Source organism: Parabacteroides timonensis (genome assembly GCF_900128505.1).
Classification (GTDB): domain Bacteria; phylum Bacteroidota; class Bacteroidia; order Bacteroidales; family Tannerellaceae; genus Parabacteroides; species Parabacteroides timonensis.
Window position 1 is genome coordinate 1,029,723 of sequence record NZ_LT669940.1, and the last position, 24,579, is coordinate 1,054,301.

Annotated in this window: 17 protein-coding genes and 1 tRNA gene; 6 read left to right on the forward strand and 12 right to left on the reverse strand. The window is 42.4% G+C overall.

Going from position 1 to position 24,579, the window contains the following annotated elements; genetic code table 11:
* The first annotated feature begins 1 nt into the window (after position 1).
* Positions 2-1,834, forward strand: a complete 1,833-nt coding sequence (locus BQ7394_RS04690; RefSeq protein WP_075556305.1) for a RagB/SusD family nutrient uptake outer membrane protein — start codon at positions 2-4, stop codon at positions 1,832-1,834.
* A 23-nt stretch (positions 1,835-1,857) separates the two neighbouring features.
* Positions 1,858-3,432, forward strand: coding sequence for a sulfatase family protein (locus tag BQ7394_RS04695; RefSeq protein WP_075556306.1), 1,575 nt, complete (start codon positions 1,858-1,860; stop codon positions 3,430-3,432).
* Between the two features lie 135 nt (positions 3,433-3,567).
* Here the strand turns inward: BQ7394_RS04695 and BQ7394_RS04700 are convergent.
* Positions 3,568-3,641 (reverse strand) — tRNA-Ala (locus BQ7394_RS04700).
* Between the two features lie 81 nt (positions 3,642-3,722).
* Here BQ7394_RS04700 and BQ7394_RS04705 point away from each other — a divergent pair.
* The gene (locus tag BQ7394_RS04705) at positions 3,723-4,040 is read left to right on the forward strand and encodes a DUF4286 family protein (RefSeq protein WP_075556307.1); all 318 of its coding nucleotides are present in this window, start codon (positions 3,723-3,725) and stop codon (positions 4,038-4,040) included.
* Positions 4,033-4,593, forward strand: coding sequence for a crossover junction endodeoxyribonuclease RuvC (gene ruvC / locus BQ7394_RS04710; RefSeq protein ID WP_075556308.1), 561 nt, complete (start codon positions 4,033-4,035; stop codon positions 4,591-4,593). Before BQ7394_RS04705 ends, ruvC begins: the two co-directional genes overlap by 8 nt.
* Before the next feature lie 56 nt (positions 4,594-4,649).
* On the opposite strand, the gene BQ7394_RS04715 is transcribed toward ruvC, so the two are convergent.
* Together BQ7394_RS04715 and gdhA are read right to left on the reverse strand one after the other, a co-directional pair.
* Positions 4,650-5,132: a ferritin gene (locus BQ7394_RS04715; protein ID WP_075556309.1), complete on the reverse strand. Its 483-nt coding sequence runs from the start codon at positions 5,130-5,132 to the stop codon at positions 4,650-4,652.
* 63 nt (positions 5,133-5,195) lie between these two features.
* A complete protein-coding gene (gene gdhA / locus BQ7394_RS04720) occupies positions 5,196-6,530 on the reverse strand; it encodes an NADP-specific glutamate dehydrogenase (protein ID WP_075556310.1) in 1,335 nt (444 codons plus the stop codon).
* Between the two features lie 265 nt (positions 6,531-6,795).
* Between gdhA and BQ7394_RS04725 the strand changes: the two genes are divergently transcribed.
* Complete coding sequence (locus BQ7394_RS04725) at positions 6,796-9,753, forward strand: PEP/pyruvate-binding domain-containing protein (protein WP_075556311.1); 2,958 nt, start codon at positions 6,796-6,798, stop codon at positions 9,751-9,753.
* A 75-nt stretch (positions 9,754-9,828) separates the two neighbouring features.
* On the opposite strand, the gene BQ7394_RS04730 is transcribed toward BQ7394_RS04725, so the two are convergent.
* From BQ7394_RS04730 to BQ7394_RS04760, 7 genes are all read right to left on the reverse strand, one after another.
* A complete protein-coding gene (locus BQ7394_RS04730; RefSeq protein WP_075556868.1) occupies positions 9,829-10,824 on the reverse strand; it encodes a metallophosphoesterase family protein in 996 nt (331 codons plus the stop codon).
* 7 nt (positions 10,825-10,831) lie between these two features.
* Positions 10,832-11,734 (reverse strand): alkaline phosphatase family protein, encoded by a 903-nt coding sequence (locus BQ7394_RS04735; RefSeq protein WP_075556312.1) that lies wholly within the window; start codon positions 11,732-11,734, stop codon positions 10,832-10,834.
* Between the two features lie 82 nt (positions 11,735-11,816).
* Complete coding sequence (locus tag BQ7394_RS04740) at positions 11,817-12,887, reverse strand: metallophosphoesterase (RefSeq protein WP_075556313.1); 1,071 nt, start codon at positions 12,885-12,887, stop codon at positions 11,817-11,819.
* A 19-nt stretch (positions 12,888-12,906) separates the two neighbouring features.
* Positions 12,907-14,955: a BNR-repeat neuraminidase N-terminal domain-containing protein gene (locus tag BQ7394_RS04745; RefSeq protein WP_075556314.1), complete on the reverse strand. Its 2,049-nt coding sequence runs from the start codon at positions 14,953-14,955 to the stop codon at positions 12,907-12,909.
* A 91-nt stretch (positions 14,956-15,046) separates the two neighbouring features.
* Positions 15,047-16,606 (reverse strand): SusD/RagB family nutrient-binding outer membrane lipoprotein, encoded by a 1,560-nt coding sequence (locus BQ7394_RS04750; protein WP_075556315.1) that lies wholly within the window; start codon positions 16,604-16,606, stop codon positions 15,047-15,049.
* Between the two features lie 11 nt (positions 16,607-16,617).
* Complete coding sequence (locus BQ7394_RS04755; protein ID WP_075556316.1) at positions 16,618-19,965, reverse strand: SusC/RagA family TonB-linked outer membrane protein; 3,348 nt, start codon at positions 19,963-19,965, stop codon at positions 16,618-16,620.
* Between the two features lie 258 nt (positions 19,966-20,223).
* Complete coding sequence (locus BQ7394_RS04760; RefSeq protein ID WP_075556317.1) at positions 20,224-21,246, reverse strand: FecR family protein; 1,023 nt, start codon at positions 21,244-21,246, stop codon at positions 20,224-20,226.
* A 191-nt stretch (positions 21,247-21,437) separates the two neighbouring features.
* Between BQ7394_RS04760 and BQ7394_RS04765 the strand changes: the two genes are divergently transcribed.
* Complete coding sequence (locus tag BQ7394_RS04765; protein WP_075556318.1) at positions 21,438-22,022, forward strand: RNA polymerase sigma-70 factor; 585 nt, start codon at positions 21,438-21,440, stop codon at positions 22,020-22,022.
* A 30-nt stretch (positions 22,023-22,052) separates the two neighbouring features.
* Here BQ7394_RS04765 and BQ7394_RS04770 read toward each other — a convergent pair whose 3' ends face one another.
* Positions 22,053-22,787, reverse strand: coding sequence for a nucleotidyltransferase family protein (locus tag BQ7394_RS04770; protein WP_075556319.1), 735 nt, complete (start codon positions 22,785-22,787; stop codon positions 22,053-22,055).
* Complete coding sequence (locus BQ7394_RS04775; RefSeq protein ID WP_075556320.1) at positions 22,784-24,214, reverse strand: RapZ C-terminal domain-containing protein; 1,431 nt, start codon at positions 24,212-24,214, stop codon at positions 22,784-22,786. The genes BQ7394_RS04770 and BQ7394_RS04775 overlap by 4 nt, the downstream gene beginning before the upstream one ends.
* Between the last annotated feature and the right edge of the window lie 365 nt (positions 24,215-24,579).

The window sequence follows — 24,579 nt, forward strand, 5'->3', positions numbered from 1 at the left end:
TATGAAAAAAAGAAATATATTTTTAGGCTTGATCCTGGCTTTCAGCCTTACATCTTGCTTTGATTTAGATAAAATGCCGGAAGGTGTGCTTTCTACTGCACAGCCTTTCAACAGTACCGGCGAAATGAGAAACTACCTGGATCAGTTCTACCAGACAGGTGCAGCTTATGGTAGCGGCCTGCGTGCGCAGGATTTCGGTGCCGGTGGAGGTGGAAATATTGCCGGGTATGATACACACAGTGATAATATGTCGTCCAGCTCGGTAAGTTCCCGTCTGGCCGGGGAGACCACATTGAGCGGAGCTTCCAAGTTGTCGAACTATACAGGTATCCGTAATCTGAACTTTTTACTTAATAACTTAGGTAACTGCGCAGAAGAGGGAACTTCGGAGTATAACCAGTATGTAGGTGAAGCCTACTATTTCCGTGCCTGGTATTATTATCAGATGTTTGTGAATTATGGTCCCCTGACATGGGTCAGCACGCCGCTCGATCCGGACGAAGGTGCCATGCAACTTCCCCGCGACAGTCGTACGGTCGTAGCCGACAGTATCCTGGCGGATCTGGATAAGGCGATCTTTTATCTGAACGAACAGAATAACAGTGGTTCGATGCGTGTGCACAGAGACGTAGCCCGTGCCCTGAAGAGCGAAGTCGCCTTGTTTGAAGGAACCTGGGAGAAATATCACAAAGCAAAGGGGGATAAGTTTTATGATCCTTCGGTAACGGACGAAAAGATAAAGAGTTATTTCACACAAGCCATAGCTGCTGCCAAAGAGGTGATGGATCGTGGTGTATGGAAGATTTATACAACCGGAAATACGACGAACGATTACCGTCAGATGTTCCAGACAACAGATTTATCCGGTAACCCGGAAGTCCTCTGGTTTAAGATGTATGACGGCGACCAGATCGGAAACAACGTGAACCGTTACCTGAACCAGGGTGGCGGAGGCGTCGGCGTGACAGCTTCATTGGTAGACGATTACCTGACTATCGACGGAAAGCCTTTTGTGGGTAATGCACTGATAGAAGCCAAGAAGGTATTCGGAAACGAACTATTGCCAACCGTTCGCGACCCGCGTCTGGTACAAACCATTTGTGCACCGGGACAGCAACTTCGTCCGGACGATGCACCTCCATATTACGTGGTTCCGCCGCTGATCGGTTCCTCTGCCTATAACCAGAACATGACCGGTTATTCTTTATTGAAGCATGTGCAGATCGATTATACCGGTAGTCTGGATGCAGAATTTAAGGGGGCAACACCTGCTATTCAGTTCCGTTATGCCGATATCCTGTTAAATTACGCAGAAGCGATGGCTGAATTGGATGGAGCTGCCAATTCTCAAAATATTATCGTAGCTTTGCAACCGTTGCGTGACCGTGTTGGTATGCCTGCCGTTGACTTTGATCGGGAATATAATCAGGAATCCGATTATCCTTTCCGTCATTTGAATAAATATATTCAGGCTGTGCGCCGTGAACGCCGTATTGAAAAAGCTTGTGAAGGCCGTCGTCTGGAAGATATCCTGCGTTGGGCTGCTGCCGATGAACTGATTGTCGGTAAGTGGGCGAAAGGTGCTCTTTTTGTAGGAAGCAACTTGCAGAATCATCCGGAGTTTGATGGTAAGCTGGTGTATGACCAGCCTTCCGGAAATAATCTTTATCTGACAGGAAAGCCGGGTGATGCTTTACGTTATGTAGTGCCCAGCAATCCGGCCGGTTACGAGCAAGGATGGAAGTTTAATGTCGGTCGCGACTATCTGTTACCTATTCAACCTCGTATGCTGTCGCTGACAGGAGGTAAATGGGAACAGAACCCAGGGTGGTAAACTCATTTATATAAGCAAGATATATGAAAAACGTTAGATCTACAGTATTATTTTCTTTAACAGGAGCAGCGATGTTGGCATCGCTGCCCTCCTGCAAGGAGAAAGAGGAGAACAAAAAGCCGATGAACATCCTCTACATCATGTGTGATGACCATTCGTACCAAACGATTAGTGCGTACGATAACCGGTTCATCGAGACACCTAATATTGACCGTATCGCCAAAGAAGGGGTCCGTTTTACCAACAGCTTTGTTGCCAACTCGTTAAGCGGCCCGAGCCGTGCTTGTTTGCTGACCGGTAAGCATAGCCATAAAAATGGTTTTACCGACAACACACATACTTTCGACGGTGCACAGCAGACGTTCCCTAAACTGTTGAAACAAGCAGGTTACCAGACTGCTGTCGTAGGTAAATGGCACCTTACTTCCGATCCGACCGGATTTGACTATTGGAATATCCTGACCGGACAGGGAGACTATTACAATCCGTATTTCATCGACAACGGTGAGAAGAAACAAATTGAAGGATACGCCACCAATATAACGACCGATCTGGCGATCGACTGGCTGGATCAAAAGAGGGATAAGGAGAAACCGTTCTGCCTGCTCCTGCATCACAAGGCTCCGCACCGTACCTGGATGCCCGATACTTGCGATCTGGAGTTGTATAAGGACGTTGTTTTCCCTATTCCGGAAACATTCTATGACAAGTATGAAGGCAGAATCGCTGCTTCCCAACAGGAAATGAGCATCATCAAGGATATGGACCTTGTCTATGACTTGAAGCTGGCCGACAAAGAGAATGAGATCCATTCTAATCCGGGACTGGAAAAGGCCGGCCGTGCAATGTACAACAAGCTTAATGCTGAACAAAAGGCTGCCTGGGATAAACATTACGATCCTATCATCAAGGAGTTCAAGGAAAAGAAACTTTCCGGTAAAGCGTTGGCAGAGTGGAAATACCAGCAGTATATGCTCGACTATATCCGTGTGATCCATTCTGTAGATCGCAATGTGGGCCGCGTACTGGATTACCTGGAAAAGAACGACATGCTGGATAATACGATCATTGTTTATACTTCAGATCAGGGCTTCTATATGGGTGAACATGGCTGGTTCGACAAACGTTTCATGTATGAAGAATCTTTCCGTACACCGATGCTGGTTCGCTATCCGGGTGGAATAAAGGGTGATATACCTGAAATGGTTCAGAATATCGACCATGCTGCTACTTTCCTGGAACTGGCCGGTGCTCCGATACCGGAAGACATTCAGGGCGATTCTTATCTGCCGTTGCTGAAAGGCGAACATCCGAAAGACTGGCGTACCTCTTTGTATTACCATTATTATGAATTCCCTGCGGAACATATGGTGAAACGTCATTACGGAGTACGTACGGATCGTTATAAGTTAATGCATTTCTACGACGATATCGATGTATGGGAATTGTATGATCTGCAAAACGACCCGATGGAGATGAATAACCTCTATAACAAACCGGGTACGGAAGAAGTAACCAAGCAGTTGATGGACGAACTTCACAAGCTGCAGAAACAGTACGACGACCCGATCGAATCGGAACTGGCAAAGAAGAGCTGATTTTATAACTGTAAAATAAATGTGAGAGGATGTCCTTGGTTGGGCATCCTCTTTTTGTTTTCTTATCTATTATCGGATTAAATACAAAAAAAGAGGCTCACTTTATCAGTGAACCTCTGCATGTGTGCTTTTCCGTGGAGCATATCGGACTCGAACCGATCACCTTCAGACTGCCAGTCTGACGCTCTAGCCAGATGAGCTAATGCCCCGGGTTTGGTTTTCGAGTGCAAATATAGAGGTTTTCCTGATATATTCGCTATCTTTGTGTAAGAAATTTGGAGAAAAAGAATATGATCGTTTATAATACAACATTCAATATAGAGAATGATATCCTTACCGAGTGCATAGAATATCTGAAAAAGAGTTATATACCTCGTGCTGCAGCCAGCGGATTTTTAAGAACACCTTACTTACGCCGTATCTTACAGGATGAGACTGAGGATGCGAGCAGTTACTCGGTGCAGTTCCATGTAAAGAATCCGGAGACACTGGAATACTGGATGCAATCGGAAGGCCGTGCCCTGCAACAGGAGTTGATTACACGTTTCGGAACCAAGATCGTTGGGTTCAGTACCTTACTGGAAGAAATAGACTGGGAGAATGATTAAAGACCGTGTTATATTAGGTATAGACCCCGGAACGATCGTGATGGGATACGGTGTCCTGAAGATCGAAGGGAATAAACCTAAACTTGAGGCTATGGGCGTACTGCAACTGAACAAGTACGAAGATCATTACCTGCGCTTAAAGAAGATATTCGAACGTGTACTGGCGCTTATCGACCAATATCATCCTGACGAATTGGCAATCGAGGCGCCGTTCTTCGGAAAGAATGTGCAGAGTATGCTGAAGCTGGGAAGAGCCCAAGGCGTTGCCATGGCGGCTGCTTTGGAACGGGAAATCCCGATCTTCGAATACGCACCGTTGAAGATCAAAATGTCTATTACCGGTAACGGGAATGCAGCGAAAGAACAGGTGGCAGGAATGCTACAACGTTTCCTGCATATTCCCGAAGAGTCGATGTTACCCCAATTGGATGCGACCGACGGATTGGCAGCCGCTGTATGTCATTATTTCCAGACAAATAATCCTATCTCGGAGAAGAAGTATACCGGCTGGAAAGACTTTATGGCAAAGAATCCCGGTAAGGTGAGGAAATAAAAAAACTCCGGTCCCTGTTAAACCAAGGATCGGAGTTTCTTTATTATGGAAAGAAATTATCTTTTGCCAAGCTTATGATCCAAAAGAATTGCATGATGTTCTCCATACATTTTCAGTTGGTCTACAATTGCCTTTGCCGATGATTCTTCTTCTACCTGTTCGCGAACGAAACCATATAAGAAGTCTTTGGCAGCATGATCGTTGTCGGCTTCGGCGATGTCAACCATCTTGTCGATCAACTCTGATACATGCACTTCGTGTTTGTAGACATGTTCGAATACTTCCAACGGAGTACCCCATGCAGTCGGAACGACATTAATCTGATTTATAGTGATGTCACCCCCGCGGTCGATAGCGAAATCGATCATCTTGTGGGCATGTTCCATTTCTTCTTCTGCCTGTTTTCTCATCCAGTGCGCACAGCCGTTCAAGCCTGCTTTCTGGAAATAGATTGACATTGACAGGTACAGGTTTGAAGACCACATTTCTGCTTCTACCTGTTCATTGAAAGCTTTTGATAAGTTCCTACTTAAGATCATAATGTTTACTTTTATTGAGTTGTATTTGTATAAAAGTAATCACAAAAAGTGTGCCATACTTTATTATACAATACCTTGCGCCATCATAGCTTTGGCAACTTTCATGAAGCCGGCAATGTTGGCACCTTTCACATAGTTCACATAATTGCCGTCCTTACCGTGAGCAAGGCATTGCTCGTGGATAGCACCCATGATCTGATGCAGTCTGGCATCCACTTCTTCGGCAGTCCAGGAGATATGCATGGCATTCTGCGTCATTTCAAGTCCGGAAGTAGCTACACCGCCTGCGTTAACGGCTTTACCCGGAGCAAACAACTGTTTGTGTTCGATGAACAGATCGACAGCTTCCGCCGTACATCCCATGTTGGAGACTTCAGCAACGCATAAGGTCTTGTTCTCGATCAGCTTGCGGGCATCGTCGGCATCCAGCTCATTCTGGGTAGCGCAAGGAAGGGCAATATCCACTTTCTGTTCCCAAGGCTTCTTGCCGGGATAGAAAGTGGCGTTAGGATATTCGTCGGCATAAGGTGCCACGATATCGTTGCCGCTGTTACGCAATTCCAGCATGTACTCGATCTTATCGCCCGAGATACCGTCCGGATCATACACATATCCGTCCGGACCGGAGATCGTTACGACTTTAGCACCCAGTTCGGTAGCTTTCTTTGTCGCTCCCCAAGCCACATTTCCAAAACCGGAAACGGCTACTGTTTTTCCTTTTATATCGATTCCATGTGTTTCGAGCATCTGATGTACGAAATAGAGAGCACCGTAGCCGGTAGCTTCCGGACGAAGGATAGAACCTCCGAACTCCATGCCTTTACCGGTGAAAGTACCAGTGTTTTCACGAGCCAGTTTCTTGTACATTCCATACATATAACCTACCTCGCGTCCACCAACGCCGATATCACCTGCCGGAACGTCACGATCCGGACCCAGGTTACGCCACAGTTCCATAATGAAAGCCTGGCAGAAACGCATGATCTCTGCATCGCTCTTTCCACGGGGAGCAAAGTCTGAACCGCCTTTACCGCCACCCATCGGCAGGGTTGTCAGTGCATTTTTGAATGTTTGTTCAAATCCCAGGAACTTAAGGATAGAAAGGTTTACAGACGGATGGAAACGGATTCCTCCTTTATACGGGCCGATCGCATTATTAAATTGTACGCGGTATCCTAAATTGACTTGTACTTCACCTTTATCGTCTACCCAGGGTACACGGAAAGTAAAGATACGTTCCGGTTCTACCAGCCGTTCGATGATCTTGGCTTTCTCGAATTCCGGATGCTGGTTATAAACTTCTTCTATTGATAAAAGAACTTCTTTCACGGCTTGCAAGTACTCTTTTTCGCCCGGGTGCTTTGCTTCCAGTGCAGATAAAATAACTTCTGTCTTCATAGCGTTTCTTGCTTTTTTAGGAATAACAATGTGTAGGCAAATGTAGCGAATTCTATGGACTGACCAAGGGTTTTGCTTTCTTTTTGATAGTGAATTATATGTTTTTGATGCATATCTTTGGGCTGATTCTCCTTGCTTGCCATCCTTCTAGCTTCAATATGCCTAATATTTAGTGTACAGGCAAGCGTCTTTTAATATTCAGGTCATGACTTCTTTCTTCTTTTTTTTCCTTACATTTGGGCGCATATAATTCTATGAAATCGTTATGAGCGGAATACCGGATTTTAAGAACCTTGTGTTTAAAGACACATCATTCGCCAATCTAATGAATAAGCGTATATATAATGTATTGCTTATTGCTACAAAATATGATGCCTTTATGTTGGAAGACGACGGGCGGGTCGATGAACAGATATTTAACGAATATACTTCGCTGAGCCTTCGTTATCCTCCCCGTTTTACCCAGGTGACTACGGAAGAAGAAGCACTGGCTGAACTGGAAGACCGTAATTTTGAATTGATCATCTGCATGCCTAATATGGACGACCGCGATATTTTTGCGGCGGCAAAGGAGATCAAGGTGCATTATCCTAATATTCCTATCGTGGTGTTGACGCCTTTCTCCAAAGAAGTTTCCAAACGTATAGCCAATGAAGACCTGAGTGCGATCGACTATGTATTCAGTTGGCTGGGAAATGCCGAGCTGTTGTTGGCTATTATTAAACTTATTGAAGATAAGTGGAATGCGCCCGACGATACGAAAAGTGTAGGTGTGCAGATCATTCTGTTGGTGGAAGATTCGATCCGTTTCTATTCTTCCGCTTTGCCGCATCTGTATAAGTTTGTTTTGGAGCAGAGCCAGATGTTTGCCAAGGAGGCGCTTAACGGTCACCAGCAGACGCTTCGTATGCGTGGTCGTCCGAAAATCAAACTGGCAAGAACCTACGAGGAAGCTGTCCGTATATTCGACCAGTACCGGGATAATATGCTCGGTATCGTTTCGGATATGAGTTTTATGCATAATGGGATGAAAGATCCTTATGCTGGTTATAAGTTTGGGCAGTATGTCCGTAAGACGGGATTGATCATTCCTTTTGTCCTGGAGTCGTCAGAGTCGTGCAATAAAGTATATGCGAAGGAGCTGGGTGCGTCGTTTATCGATAAGAATTCGAAAAGTTACCCGCAGGATCTCCGTAAGAAGATTATGCAGCGTTTCGGGTTTGGCGATTTCGTTATCCTGAATCCGCAGACGAAGGAAGAGATCATGCGTATCAAGGATTTGAAGGATTTGCAGAAGAAAGTCTTCCAGATACCGGACGATTCGTTGGTTTATCATCTTTCGCGCAATCATTTCTCACGCTTCTTCTATTCGCGTGCCATGTTCCCGCCGGCAGAGGTCCTGAAGCGAGTGGACGTGAGCGATTATAAAGATATGGATGAGGCTCGTAAACTGATATTCGACCTTATCGTACAATACCGCCGGATGAAGAACTCCGGGGTGGTGGCCATCTACCAGAAAGACCGTTTCGACGAGTACAGCAACTTTGCCCGTATCGGTGACGGTTCGCTGGGAGGAAAGGGGAGAGGCCTTGCTTTTATGGGAGCAATGGTGAAACGTTATCCGAAATTGGAGACGGAAAACTTCAATACCAACATACCGAAGACGGTAGTTATATGTACCGATATCTTCGACGAATTTATGGAGACGAACGAGTTGTTGCCTATCGCCTTGGGGGATGCCGACGATGAGACGATCCTTAAATATTTCCTTCGTGCCAGTCTGCCGGCCAGTCTGATCGACGACCTGATGGCTTTCTTCGATGTCGTGAAGAGTCCGATAGCCGTCCGTTCGTCCAGTTTGCTTGAAGACTCTCATTATCAACCGTTCGCCGGTATTTATTCTACTTATATGATTCCCCGGATGGAGGATAAATATGAGATGTTGCGTATTCTGAGCGATGCGATCAAGGCGGTGTATGCTTCTGTGTTCTATCGTGACAGTAAGGCATATATGACGGCAACTTCCAACCTGATCGATCAGGAGAAGATGGCGATCGTATTGCAGGAAGTGGTCGGCAACCGTTACAACGATCATTTCTACCCGACCATCTCCGGGGTGGCCCGATCACTGAATTTCTACCCGATCGGTAACGAGAAGGCGGAAGACGGTATAGCCAATATCGCCCTCGGACTGGGGAAATATATTGTTGACGGTGGTCAAACTTTGCGTTTCTCCCCGCGCCACCCGCATAATATTTTGCAGATGAGTACGATGGATTTCGCCCTTCGTGAGACGCAGACCCGCTTCTATGCGCTCGATCTGGAGAACCTGGCACAGCAGTTCTCTATCGACGACTCTTTCAACTTGTTGCGTCTGAACCTGAAGGATGCCGATGCCGACGGTTCTTTGAAATATATCGTTTCTACTTACGATCCGTACGATCAGATCATTCGTGACGGTTATTATTCCGGAGGGCGGAAGATCCTCTCTTTCGTTAATATCCTGCAACATGATGTATTCCCGTTGGCAAAGACGTTGGATGAATTGCTTCGTATCGGTCAGGAGGAAATGGGGCGTCCGGTAGAGATCGAGTTTGCTGTAAATGTCGACCCTAATAATCATGATAAGGCAACTTTCTATCTGCTTCAGATCCGTCCGATCGTCGATAACAAGGAGATTATGGATGAAGACCTGAGCCAGGTTAAGAATGAAGAGACAATCCTTTCTTCGACCAGTGTATTGGGTCATGGTATCGTGACGGACGTACAGGATATTATCTATGTAAAGAGCGGCGCTTTCAATTCTTCAAACAATCAGTTGATCGCTTATGAGATAGAGAAGCTGAACCGTCGTTTCACGGAAGAGGAGAAGAACTATGTCTTGGTTGGTCCCGGACGTTGGGGCAGCAGTGACCATTGGTTAGGTATCCCGGTGAAATGGCCTCATATCAGTAATGCGCGTGTGATAGTGGAATGTGGCCTGGAGAACTATCGTGTCGACCCGAGCCAGGGAACGCATTTCTTCCAGAACCTGACTTCTTTCGGTGTCGGTTACTTCACAATCAATCCTTTCAAAGGCGACGGCTGGTTCGATGAAGCGTATTTGAATGCTTTACCGGCTGTTGAGGATACAGAGTATCTGCGTCATATCCATTTTGACAAACCGATCGTTATAAAGATGGACGGGAAGAAGAGTTTAGGTGTAGTACTTAAGCCGGAATAAGATAGTATATAGCAAAAAAAGTCCTCTCATGCATCAAGCAGAGAGGACTTTTTTGTTTTATGACGCAATGGTGTATCAGTCTTTCTTCTTGATAAAGTCCGAAGGATAATTCACCTTGTTGATGATCTCGTTATCCTTTAAACGAATCCAGGTTTTGAAACCTTTTTCACCTTCTGTCATTTCGATCACACGGGCACCGTTGGTCAGATTGTTATAAACCGTGTCGCCACCGGTATAACGGCCGTAAGCCAATAAGATACCTTTCCAGTAAACGGCATAATCGTCATCATGGTCGTGACCGACAAATACGCCTTCGATGTCTCCCATTTCTTTCATGGAAGCAAACAGGCCGGAGTTTAGTTGCGGTGCACAAGCCTTTTCCTTACGTGTTCCTACCATTATAGCAGTTTCGTCAGATGCTGCCTGATTGTATTCCGGTAAAGCGATGTGGAAGAATGCCAATGAAGGAACCGGCGTTCCACCGTTTTGCTTTGTGAATTTAGTGCTGTTGTCGCGATACCATTGAATCTGGTCGAACTTGATGTAATCGTATCCGCCGATCCCTTCGATCTGTGAATACGAATGAGAGTCCATACAATAAAGTACGGCTGCATCTTTATTTCCATTCGACGATTTGATCGGCAGGATGTAGTTGCTGGCTCCGGATACACCTTTTACTGAGTCGGTCAGGTTATAAGGGATTGTCCGGATAATATCGAACAGCTGCGCACGTGTCAGCCCTTGCTCGTTATCATGGTTACCGAATGTCATACCGAAAGGTATTTTGCGTTGGGCTGCCAGGTTGAGTATGGTGCGCATACCTTCTTCGGCAGGTTTTCCGTAGATTACATCACCGGTGAAGAGTACCAGATCCGGCTTTTCTGCATCCAATACCTCATTAATCCTTTCAACAGAGATTGCCGATTTCGGATTGTTATGGATATAATGTACGTCCGTAAACTGTACGATCTTAAATTTTCCGTCTTTATTGAATTGCAGTGACGGTTGCTGGGCGTTACCGTTCAGTAAGCCGCCCAACAGGAATAACATGCTAAATAATATCTGTTTCATCATCTATTTATTTAAATACCGGCATCGGACGTCCGATCCAAACTTGCGGTTGTTTCAGGTTGAAGATTTCAGCAACGGTAGAAGCGCAGTCGAACTGCATCATGCTGATGTCATCGAAGCAATATCCTTTTTTGATATTTTTACCGGCGATGATAAAAGGAGTCTCCATTTCCTGCATCGTCTTGCCGCCATGCCCTTTGTTGATACCACCGTGATCGGCTGTGATGATGAAAATCGTTTCATCGTACATACCGGCTTTCTTTACTGCATCGACGATCTGGCCGATATAACCGTCCAACTCTTTGATTTTAGCATAGTAAGCGGGAGTGTCGTGTCCATCGGCATGTCCTACATGGTCAGGATTATCAAAAGCGATCATTGTAAGGGTCGGCTTTTTCTCGGTGATGTATTTAACGGCCATTTCGCATAATACGGTTGGCTGTTTGTTATAGTCGGGACCTTGTGCATGATAGCTCATAGACAAGGTATCAACAAGATATTTGATACCGTCCCAGTCGTAAAGACAACCGATCTCGGCATCCGGCTGAGCATCGCGAAGCAATTGGAAAACTGTCGGGAAAATGCCGTGTTTATTTAGTTCGCGTGAAGGCAGCTCTGGTGTTTTTGAACCCCATTCTGTGTATCCGTGGATCTCTGGACCCGCACCCATGAACATAGAGGCCCAGTTCACAGCACTGGAAGATGGCAGTACGGAACGTTTCTTCAACGTATAAGAACCGTCTTTCATAAATTGTTTAGTGACGGGCATCTCCGCTTTTTCTACACTGTAAGCTCCCCAGCCGTCGAGGCCGATCCAGACTACGTGTTTTGCTTTTGGTTTGGCGGCAAAAGCCGAACTAACGGTGAAAATGGTTAAAACCAGAAAAAGTAATAAGTTTCTTTTTTTCATGATATGTGTTTAATTTTGTATTAGTACATCAAAGGTATGTAAAATAGGTACGAATATCTAATTATCATAGCTTCTTTTATCATTATTTTATAGTAATATCGAATTGGTCGTACGACTCGGTTCTCCAGGATTTATCGGCTGTTGTCGGCGAAATAGCGAAAAGTGGGGAGAACGTTTTTATCTTAATTGTCTGACCATCCGGCATAAATTCCATGATACGCAACCAGCCGTCGCCACCGTTGCCATGCCAGAAACCGTCGGCCGTCTGGGCGTTGAACATCATCTGTGGAATCTCTTTGCCGGCAGCATTTTTATCCACACGGAAAGAAACATTGTCCTTGAAAGGAGCTATCTCGCATTCATGGCCGCAGATCACCATACAGATGTTGGAAGAGGGATATACGAGTTTCTGCCAAATGGCTTCCCCGTAATTAGCCGGAGATACTTTGTAGTTCTCTTTTATGTGGCGTTTGCCGTTCCAGGCGAGATAAGAGTGGGTTAGGAGAATAACTTTGTGATCTTTATACTTCGGCTTTTCGGTGATAGTCTTTGCCCATTCGATGGCTTCGTCGCGTGGTGCGAACTCCAGGGAGATAACCAGTATTTTGCCCCAGGTCTTCGTGTCGAATTCGTATGCTGCATTTTCAAGCGTAGGGATATCCTGATAGTTGTTTCCCACTTCTACCAGTGATTTTCTCCAGCAGGAGTTTCTTTCCGAAGGAAAATAGGCGGGGAAACGGCATAAACGGTTTTCCGACTTTTCGTATCCGTAGTCATGATTGCCGGTACAGATAACGTAAGGTAATTTATTATCCAACCGGGCAAAAGCCTGTGAGGCCGCTTTCCATTGTTCTTCGCTGGTCTGGTTGCCGTTCACGCCGTCCGGTATACGGATTTCGTTCTGTTCAACCAGGTCGCCGGTACATAGGACGGCTTCGATATTTAATCTTTCTTTGTTGTTGGCTGTCCATGCGGTCATCAGTTCGAACAAGGGTTGGTTGACATCGAATTTGGTGTAGCTCTGGGGATCGGGTAACAAGATCATGGAGAATGACTGGTCGTCCGTTAATTTAGGTTGTACAGGCTGTACCTGTGCATTCATTGTCATCATATTCAGTAAGGTGATGACGGATAAGAATAATCTTTTTTTCATTTGTATTTAGTTTAATGTATTATTTGTCGGATGGAGGCGTCAGTTCGAATGTAGTCAGGACTGCTGCATGGTCGGAAGCCCATACGTCGTCTATCTCCGGTGTTGTTTTTATGATTTTGGAAGAGACAGCGCGGATATTGTTCCCTTTATAATAAAGGAAGTCGATCCTGTTTCTTTGCAGTTGCCCGTAGATGGCGGCGAAGGTCCCTTCCGGACGTTTTATTTCATCCGGATTGATTTCGCGGAAACTGTCTTTATATCCTTTTTCCTGCATATATCGGGAAATAGGGAAGTCGACGGGACCATATCCGTAATGAAACGGTGCGGCAGCGGCGGTCCAGTCTAAATGGCTGCAGGAATTAAAATCACCGCCAAGGATAACCGGAATATCTTCGCCCGTTAAATAAGGTTTTGTATCATTTTCCAGAATGTTTTGCAGGTCGACTAGTCCCAGTCGGGCATCATCGGCGATCCATGCATAAGGATTATGACCTATCATATGAAAACTGCCGGTATATTCGGGATGATAAGCATACCGTATCCAGCAGGCGTTGACTAACATCTGTCGTTGGTCGGGTAATGTCAGTTTGACAGGGTTGGAAAAGAATGTTTTCTTTGTCGGTAGGGGAGTTATGGAATATCTGCTGAAGAGTACCAGATTATCCTGTAAAGAGGCGGTCTGCATGTTATATCCCAATTCCTCTTTTATACGTTGTTGACTGCCGTATCCTTCCTGCATGGTAATAACGTCTGCATTTGTTGTCTTAATAAGATCGATGATCCGGGTTACTCCATCTTTACCCAGGTGATTGCCTCCATGCCAGATGTTCCATTGAAGAACCTTAACGATGTTCGGATTGCTTTTACTGTTCTCGGTGATGCTTTTATCAATGGGGTCTTCGCTTTTTTCAGGAATGTATTCAGTCTCGTCCAGTTTGAAAGACGGTACGGATATTTTTATTTTATTGCCGGGATTAGCCTTGTCTGCAATATCTGCCGTAACTAATAAATAGTTGATGCCGGGTGTTAATGTGACAGCTCCCGATTCATTCCGGAAAGACATTTTCTTCCGGGGCTTTTCCCCTTGTCCAAATAATTCAGTTTTTACATCTGAACGAGCTTTTTTACCTGTATAATAGACATGGATATTGGATATATCATTTAAAGAGGTAACTTCCGACAGGTCGAGATCGAGTGCTGTTAAACGCAAAGGAGCTTGATCTCCTGTGACGGCTATTCTTAATTTGAGTATCTGGTCGTCCGTACTTCCCTGATCTGCATCCCATTCACTGTCGATAACAACTGCATTAAATAATTCTTGTTGTTTGGAAGGTACTACGAATTTAGGGTTATCATTCACAACGGTATAAGCTAACGGGGCAGTCCCTTTATATTGGTTTCTGCCGTTTCGCAAATGGTATGCCTGGTCTCCTTTGCCGACCCAATTGGTTATTACTTCTTCGGTTTTTGTTCCGTCGTCAAAGTTGTAGTAGGCAACCAGTGAATTGAATAAAGGATGAGTAGGTGCTAAAGGTTTATTCATCCATTCCTTTAAAGTCTCTGTTGGCACGGCTGTATTCCAGATACGGACTTCATCCATGAATCCCCCGAAAGTGGTCGGTTCATCTTCATTGACTCCCAATGCTCCGGGAAGAACGGATATACCTGTTGTTTTGCTGTCGATGACTTCTCCGTCCAGATAAAGTCGGGTAACGAATCCGTCGCAGCTTACTGCTACATGATGCCATTGATCATCCAATACTTCTTTAGACCATAAATTAGCCCATGTGCTATGAAGTTTTCCATTTTCAATGACCAACGGCAGATAATCCGCCCTGTTCGTAAAACTATATTCACCACCTCCAAAGATGACTTCCAGGTCTTTCCATGAGTTGTCATCGCCCTTGATCCATGTCTCAAGGGTCCATGATCCAGTCAGGAAACCGATGCCGGTACGGACGTTATTGTCTTTTCCGTCCAGATGTAAGGCGAGATTGCGGGTAGGAAGTTGTGATGAAACAATGAAAATAGAAAAGAAAGGTATAAGTAGAGCAAAGATGTATTTCATGGTATTATTGTATTATTTAAAAGCGAACAAATCTATAAAAAAACATTGAAGTAAAGAAGGGTTTGTAATACAAACCCTTCTTTTGTTTAGACTATTTTATTATCCACATAATATTATTTATATTGTCAACTCCTCCCCATTGACGTTGTAAAGCGATATCCATTTGCTCCTTATTATAATTTATTTCATTTTGAGGGTAAAGCCATCTCATTGGAATCTTATCTCTTACTTCATTTAAATTAGTTTCCGGATTAATTGGAAATTTTGGATTACCAGTTCTTCTATATTCATAATAAGAATCCCATTGTAAATGGAAAAATGAAGCTAAATAGGTCTGCATCCAAATTTGTTCTAATCTTTCCTGTATTGAACCTTCTTGTCTGTAAGAAACATAAGGACCTGTTAAATATTCCTTGATATAATCATCTGTTATGGATACTCCTTGAGTATATATTTCTTCATTGGGTACAGTAGATCTAACAAATTCAAAAGATGCACGAATACCTTTTTCATAGTATTCTTTAGCGGAGCCGTTTATCCAACCTCTTTCTACCGCTTCAGCAAGTATAAAATTCATATCAGCATATCCTAAACGGATAACAGGAACTCCTACAAAGTTATTACGGTAAATATCATTTACCCTGTTATACATTTTGGTAGAGACTTTTACTGCTGTTTCACTGATAGCTGCTGTTGGATCTAAACCTATGTAAGCATTCCAATCATTTCTTTCCAACAATGTTGCTCCCTGGGGCAAATAAAGTGGATCAGTCAATGCCTGAATAGGAGCAAAATAGTAGAATAATCTATAATCTTTGTATTTTTTCAAAGGAGTGATTAGGGTCTCAGATCCGGGATAAGTCTCCATAGCCCTCCATTGTGTTACGTGCATTGGGTTTTCCTGACCATTTTTATTCGCAAATACAATCTGAAGGTTGTCTGCGTTACTTTCAAACAGGGGTTTTTCTTTTACTATCTGTGCAAAGAGCTGCTCAATCCGTAAATCCGTTGTATCTTCAGCTCTTTTTTGTAAGGACATTAAGACCTTTAAACGTAACACATTGGTCGCCTTTCTCCAATTTTCTGTATTTCCCCCATAAACGATGTCTCCTTCGAAACTTTCATTGGCTTTAGCAAAATATGTATCAGCTTTATCCAGATCATCTAAAACACCTATAAATACATCCTTTTGATCATCATATTTAGGATATCTGTATGTTTCTATGTCCAGAGCTTCACTATATGGAATATCGCCCATATCTAGGGAAGTACGATAGAATGCCCATGCTTTTAAATAATGATAGAGCCCGGCATATGCATCTTTGTCCGAATCAGGGGCAATTTCCATCATTTTATATGCATTAGTTAATCCTTGTAACAAATTGAAATCACCTTTGGATAAACTATTATATTGATAAAGATCAATTCCTTCTCCTGAGATTAATCGTTTACTTAAAAATTCACTGTTCCATAATCCGGATGGCATTATGTGATCCAATATGACTTTTGTTGCTAACATAGAGGATGTTACTGTCGTCGGTTTATTGGGGTCTGTGTTAATATCATTAAAATTTGATGTACAACGAACAAATACACTCAATAGAATACATACCGGTATTACATATTTTAATTTTATGAGAATTGTTTTCATATTATTCTGTTTTAAAAATTCAATTTGAAATTAACTCCAATATACCGCTGAGAAGGTGAATTCAGGTTCTCATACCCATACTGATCACCTCCTTTGTCTGGGTCGGACATTTTATATTTCTTTGTCCATAATAGAAGATTCTGCCCGGTTAAACTAACTTCTGCATGTTTTAACCCGATCATTTTGGTATATTCATATGGAATGGCATAAGTAATGGATAAATTTCTTAATTTAAAGAATGTTTCATCAAAGACATTTTGCCATTTAGGTTTACTTGCGCCATCGTTATATCTCATCATATATGATTGATAGGATACTGGAACATCGTTAGGCGCGTATACCCGTGTATCTTCCAGAATATTGCCATCTGCATCTCTTTTTACTTCACCGGATACAACTTTTACGCCATTTCCAATGTAATTGGTTTTACCATTTACTACTTCATCATAACGCCACTGGGTATCTGTATCAATATGAGAACCTGAACTCAACATAGTCTGTACAGTTCGTGAAAATGACATACCTCCAACTCGTCCGTCAATAGTAAAACTTAAGGTAAAATCTTTATAGCGGAACGTATTAGTAATACCCCATGTTAAGTCAGGTCTGATATTTCCTCTTTTAGAATAAAATGTTTGTTGAATGGGCATGCCTCCGTTATGAATAATATTTCCATTCGGATCTCTTTCCCAATCGTAAATTTCGAACCAATCCCAACGTTCCCCTTCTTTTACCCATGGCTTTTTAGTCGAATGGTCCGGATCTAACTTTTTATATGTATAGATGTCTCTTGACCAGTTGGTTAGAATATCCCATCTGAAATCTTTTGTTTGGACGGGAGTTCCTCCGATTGTCAATTCAAATCCTCTTCTTAAAAGTTCTTCTTCCGAGTTTACCTGAATGCTATTATATCCGGTAGAAGAACTAACGCCTCCGTTTACAATGAAATCAGATTCCACCTTTCTAAAATAAGCCAAATCGGCGTGAGCTCTATTACTGAAGAAATTAACAGCTGTACCAATTTCCATGGTTGTTGCTTTTTTAGGCAGAATGTCATTCCCTATTATTGAAGACGGGAAACTGGCTGTTCCTGATCCGTTCCATCTATTGGGTACTACAGTATATACGTTGTTATTTGCATAAATATCAGCATCTTGTTTGGTCATTGTCCAAGAGCCTCTTACTTTCCAAAAATCCCAAATTTCCGGTAACTTAATGAGTTCAGATAGGACAATACTTCCGGACACTGAAGGATAAAAATAGGAACGATTGTTTTTATTAAGTGTTGAAGACCAATCATTCCTTCCTGTAAGATCTAGGAAAAAAGTGCTAGCCCATGACATAGATACTTTACCATACAAACTATTTGTTTGTTTACGTTTCATGACATTCTGATTAGAACTAAAATCGTATGGAGTTTTGACAGGGTCAACAGATGCTTGTAAAGAATAAAAACCTGGTATTGTCAGGCCTCCTGCTGTTTTGATAAACTGGTTATCGGATTTCCAATAATAAATATTTCCACCGAATAACACATTCAGATTTAATTTGTTCCACGTTTTATCAGCCATTAACATAGCATCTGTATTAATACTATATCCAGAAGTTGTACTAGTATCGAAATATCCTTTTTTATCCCAGGAATAGTTAGCACTGATTGCGTTTCTGTTTTCTGTTTTATCTATGTAAGTATCCATTCCGGCACGTAGTACAGCTTTTAACCATGGATTAATATCGAGGCTTCCGTTCATATAAGTGTTGACCATTGTTTTGTCGGTCTTTTTTATGACCTCATAAGCTTTGAAATAAGGATTGTCGTACCAACTTCTGTCATACCAGTTTTGTTGAATATTTTCTTTTCCTTTAACCCAATAGTTTCTGTAGTCGCGTATATCATATTCAGTACCGCCCCATACTACCATATCATAAATATAGCTGGAACTATAATATCCTGCCCCAAAATCGTTGGGCGATATTTTTTTATTTATAGTAGCAGCAGCTTCCAATTTGAATTTGCCATAGGACATTTCACCTCCGACATAATAATTGAAACTATTTAATTTTTGATTAGGATATTGTCCTTTATTATAGACATGAGTGAGAGAAGTACGGAATGAACCGTATTTTCCTTTTTGAGAAACACTTACGTTATTATTCGTAACCATACTGAACTCCAGGAAGTTTTTGAAATTATTCTTCCCTTTAGAAACCAACTCTTGTTCTCTACGTTCATAACTATAAGGGTCATACATGACTGCTGTACGTCCAATATCCAATTTATCACCCCATACATATCCTGATACATCATCATATTTGCCTCCGTAACCGTAACTGTATGAAGATTGAGCTTTAGGGAAAGCTAAATAACCAGCAAAAAACATGGTATTACTATTCACACTAATATCCAGGCCTTCTCTTTGTGAACTCTTTTTAGTGGTAACCATGATGGCACCGTTACTGCCTAAAGCCCCGTAAAGAGCTGTAGCTGTCGGTCCTTTCAATACATCAATCGATTCAATATCATCTGACGCAATATTATTTAGAGACATATTTTGGGATGGTATCCCATCAATTATTAAAAGAGTTTCTTCGCCTCTAAGATTTAATTTAGTATTTTCATTGAATTCCGTCGTATTTAAGACTGTTAAGCCTGCTACTTTTCCGGTCAATAAAGAAGCTACGTCAACACCTTTTGCTGTAGTCAATCCGTCTGGATTTATTTTTTGTACTGCATATCCAAGCGCTTTCTCTTCTCGTTTGATACCTAGTGCAGTGACAACAACTTCCTCCAGCCTTTTAGTATCTTCTTCGAGCTGAATGGAAAAAACAGTATTGTTTTTGACTATTATCTCTTTGTTTTGATAGCCAATGTAGCTAATAACTAAAAAGGTATTATAGGGTACAGATAATTGGAATTTTCCATCTATGTCTGTTATGGTTCCGTTAGTGGATCCTTTTTCTAATATATTGGCTCCAATGATCGGTTCTCCTTTCGTATCGACAACTGTTCCTGATATCTTTTTAATTGTTTGTTGTGCAATTGCGTTTTCAAGAACTGTTTTAGGTGATAGGATAATACTTTTCTCCAAAACTTTATAACTGATATCCGTCCCGTTGAATAATTGTTCCAATACATTGAATACATTTTTCTTGTTGCTTTTTATGGAAACGACACGGTTGGTATTGACCTGTTTGTTGTTGTAGAAGAAATGGAATTCAGATTGTTTTTCAATTTCGTCCAGGACCTCTTGTACTGTCTTGTTATTAACGTTCAGAGTTAATGTCGCAGATTGACTGTAACTGTCGGATGCATATGCCAGTCCGATGCATACAAATAACATTATTGCGGTGAGTCTCATACATAATGGTATTTTTTTCAGGATAATAAACGATAGATTCACCATCCTGAAGTGTTGGATGCTAAAATAATTTGTCATAGATTTGTAAGTGATTTTAGAGTTAAAAAAATTCATTTGCTGACAGCTTGTCGCCAAACAAGCTAACAGTAGGTTTTCATACGGGGAAATACGCCAATATTTTCCCGTATGTTTTGTTTAGGGAGGTTCGAATGTTTTCATTTTAGTACTTGAATTTAGGTTGTTCATACTTCTGTGATTTTAATAGAGTTCAACAATCGTTTTTTCTGATATTTTATCTGTTCCTGTTTCAGGGTCGACAAACTTATATTGAATACCCGATGATAAACGGAAATGTTCGAGTATAAGATGAAGATGTTGTCCGTCGAAAGTTCCGGTAAACGAGTTTTCATACAGTAGGTCATTCTTTACGATGAACTCGGTATTAAATCGTTTATTCAATATTTTCAACGCTTCTTCAAAGGCCGTGTTTCTGAAGATAACCAAGCCGTCTTTCCAGGCTGTTAGCGTGGGAAGATAAGGTTTATTCTGGCTAATGCCTTTTGTTTTTGAATTATAGGAGATTTCTTCATTGGGTTTCATGAGCAGCGTCTCTTCCGTATTATCCTTATTGGGGAATGAGAGCCTGACGGAACCGGAGACTAAAGTGGTGACCACCTTATTGCTTTCTTTGTAAGCTTCCATATTGAACTCAGTACCTAACACCTCGGCTTTCAGGTTGAAAGGAGTGTTGACGATGAATCGCTTCGACTTATCTTTTTGTACGGAGAAATAAGCTTCCCCCTCCAGTTCAACGCTCCGCGTATCTCCTGTGAACTTTTGCGGATGCCTCAGATAAGAGCGGGAGTTAAGCCACACTTTGCTGCCGTCCGGAAGATCAACAGCTGCAACCATACCCGGATTCGTTCTGATTTCGATAAATTCGACCGGATCTTCTTTAGTAGCAAAGTAGATCGTGCTGATCAATAAAGGTATAACGAGAATAGCGGCGATCCGTTGCAGCCAGAAAATGAACGAATGCTTTTTATTCCCTTTTCTGTTAATCCTCTCCTTTACTTCTCCCAATGCCTGGGTAGAGTTTACCGATTTAATCGTATTGAGCGTATCCGTGGCAAAATAGATATACTCGATATCCCGTGCCATCTTTTTATTTTCCTCTGATTCTTGTATCCAGGACTCGACTTCCTGCTTTAGGGCAGGTGTGAGTGCTCCGGAAAAATAGTCCAGAAGAAGTTGTTCATCTATATGTTTTTGTGTATCCATTTTGTCTCTTTTATAATTAAGACTAACGAGTCGGGAAACCTCCTAAACGAAAATGCACTTTTTTATAATAAATTTTTCTATTTGTTCGATCTTGCTGAAAACTTAATCGGGTTGTAATAGGTCAATAGGTTTAAAAATACTATTTTTGCACGGATACATACAAAGTCTTATTCGAATTAACATCCCACTATATGCTTTCAAAAATCACAGATAAAACAACAGACGAGGTTCTTTTCGAAGAGATCCAGGCTGGTGATGTGAAAGCATTTGATGTCTTGTTTATGCGTTATTATCCTTTATTATGTGCCTACGCAAAACAATTTGTAGATTTTGATGATGGTCAGGAGATTGTACAGGATGTTATGGTCTGGTTCTGGGAGAATAGTTCTATGCAGGTGATCGAGTCCTCTCCGAAGAATTATCTGTTTAGAGCTGTGAAGAACAGATGTCTTACCCTGATAAATAGGAATGAATTAAAACAGCGGATTGTGGATTCTATGTCCGTCAATATGCAATCGCAGTATGAGGATCCTGATTTTTATGTGGTGGAAGAATTAACCCGGAATATAGAAGCCGCCTTGGCTCGCCTGCCGGAAACGTATCGGGAAGCCTTTGAGATGAACCGTTTCCAAAATATGACTTACCACGAGATCGCCGAAAAACTGAATGTCTCGTCTAAAACGGTCGATTATCGTATTCAGCAGGCATTAAAACTATTGCGTGTGGAACTAAAAGACTATTTGCCATTGTTAATGGCCTTAGTCAGAATTGTCTGAAACACTTCCGGCTAAAGCCATCTTATTTTATTACAAACTTTTTACCCATTCTTCCGCTTTTGCCAAAGCTTCCGGTTTGCCAATATCGAGCAGTCGCAGATTTTCGGCAGCATAGGCATGAATATTGGCTTTTGCGCAGATGGACAGATAGAAGTTGATAATCGGGAATTTACCTGTCCACTCTTCCATCCAGTCAAATATCTGCGGGGATAATACATGAACACCGCTGAAGGCATATTCATTATATAATTTGGGATCGAAATCGGGATAATAAGATTTTACTTCTCCTGTTTCATGGTTTCTCCATCCGCACAGACGGTTCTCGTTGTTGAAAAGAAGGTAACGCGATGTGTTCCGTTTGCTGACCAGCAGGGTGGCTAACGGTTTTGTTTCCAGGTGACAGTTGTATAACTTTTTCAGGTCGACATTCGACATGATGTCGACGTTGTGCACCAGGAAAGGTTCGTTTCCCTGAAGGAATTTGGCTGCATTTTTTATGCCGCCTCCGGTGTCGAGAAGATATCCCCGTTCGTCGGAGATATGGATCTGGATTCCGAAATTGTTATTAGCTGCCAGGAAATCAATGATCTGGTCTCCCAGGTGGTGAATGTTGATAACGATCTGGTGAAACCCTGCATCCTTCAGTTTAAGGATCACATGTTCCAACATTGGTCTTCCATTGATTGGTATCAATGCTTTTGGGGTATTGTCGGTCATCGGTTTGAGGCGAGTCCCCATACCGGCTGCGAAAATCATAGCTTTCATAATATTGCGTCAAAGATTTGTTCTATATTTTGTTCCCTATGGGTCAAGTCTACTTTTACTCCGAATTTAGAATGCAGATGCTCTGCCAGGTGTTGTGCCGAATAAACGGAGCGATGTTGTCCTCCGGTACAACCAAAGGAAACCATCAGATTCGTAAAGCCACGGTCCAGGTATCGTTTCACAGAAGCATCTACAATATTATATACATGCTCGAGGAATTGCGTAATTTCACCGTCTTCTTCCAGAAAACGGATAACCGGCTCGTCAAGCCCTGTAAAGTGATTGTACCGCTCATATTTACCGGGGTTATTAATGGCGCGGCAGTCGAAAACAAAGCCTCCGCCGTTTCCACTCGGATCGTTCGGAATGCCCTTTTTATAAGAGAAACTGACGATCTTAACTTCCAGCATCCGCTTTTTTATATCGTCCCTGAACTGTGTCAGTCCGGTCAACTCCCTTAACACGGAACAGAGATAGGGGTATTCGGAATAATCATTCTTCAATAGCTGGCGCAGGTTATTGATCGCGAAAGGAACACTTTGGATGAAATGTGGTTTCTTTTCAAAATATCCCCGGAAACCGTAGGCGCCCAATACTTGTAAAGTCCTGAACAGGACGAAATGACGTAACTGGCTGAAGAAATGTTCTTCATCTACATCTGTATATTTTCGTAGTGCCTGCAGATAATCGGCAAGCAATTCGTTTCTTAAATCTTCCGGATAATTGGCTTTGGCTTGCCAGAGGAAAGAGGCAACATCGTAATAAACCGGCCCTTTTCGTCCACCCTGAAAATCAATGAACCAGGGTTCTCCATCTTTTACCATCACGTTACGTGACTGGAAATCCCTGTACAGGAAAGTAGGAGTAGTGTCACGCAATAAGACATCACTCATCTTTTGAAAGTCATCTTCCAGGCGGTCTTCCTGAAACTCCATGCCTGTTGCTTTCAGAAAGCAGTATTTAAAGTAATTCAGGTCCCAGAGGATTGAACGCTGGTTGAATTCCGGCTGTGGATAACATTCGTTGTAATTAAACCCATCGGCTCCTGCATACTGGATGGAAGGCAGCATGGTAATTGTTTTATGTAATAACTCACGTTCCTGTTCATCGAATACGCAACTTTTACGTCCTTTTTCAATGGCGTTGAAAAGCATTGTGTCTCCCAGGTCTTCCTGTAGGTAGAAAGAATAGTCTTCAGAATGAAAACGTACTTCCGGGACGGAAATGCCTTTCTCTCTGAAAAATCCGGACATATAAATAAAAGCCTTGTTTTCTTCCTGTGAAGATCCGCTGACTCCGATCAATGTTTCAGGTCCCGATATTCTGAAATACCTGCGGTTTGATCCGGATGAAGGTAGTTCTGTGATGTCTTCGGCCTGTGAACCGGTATATTCGTAGTAGAGTCTTTTTAATTCTTCTGTTACCATACTTTGTTTAATTACGGCACTAAGGTAATAGTTTTTTGTCAGGGGAGGAAACTTAATCAAAAACATTCACTTTCGTATTTGGATTTAGTGCGTTGTAGTTCAAGTGTCAAAATGTTATTTATGACGGTATGTAGGGATGCTATACGGACAAAAGGACGGCGTGGGTGGATTCTGTGAGATTCTCCGGGAGGATGTCGTTGTTAAATAGGTCGGTTTTAATGTGAAAATATGGCGAATTGATGTTGCTTGTTTGCTTGTTGTGTCTGTTTTGCTTTGTGAAATTGATATTTGAGAAGCTTATGATATTTTGTTTCTGGCGTATTTTAAAGATGATCTGTGATGAAAAACTGCCGAAAAACATATAA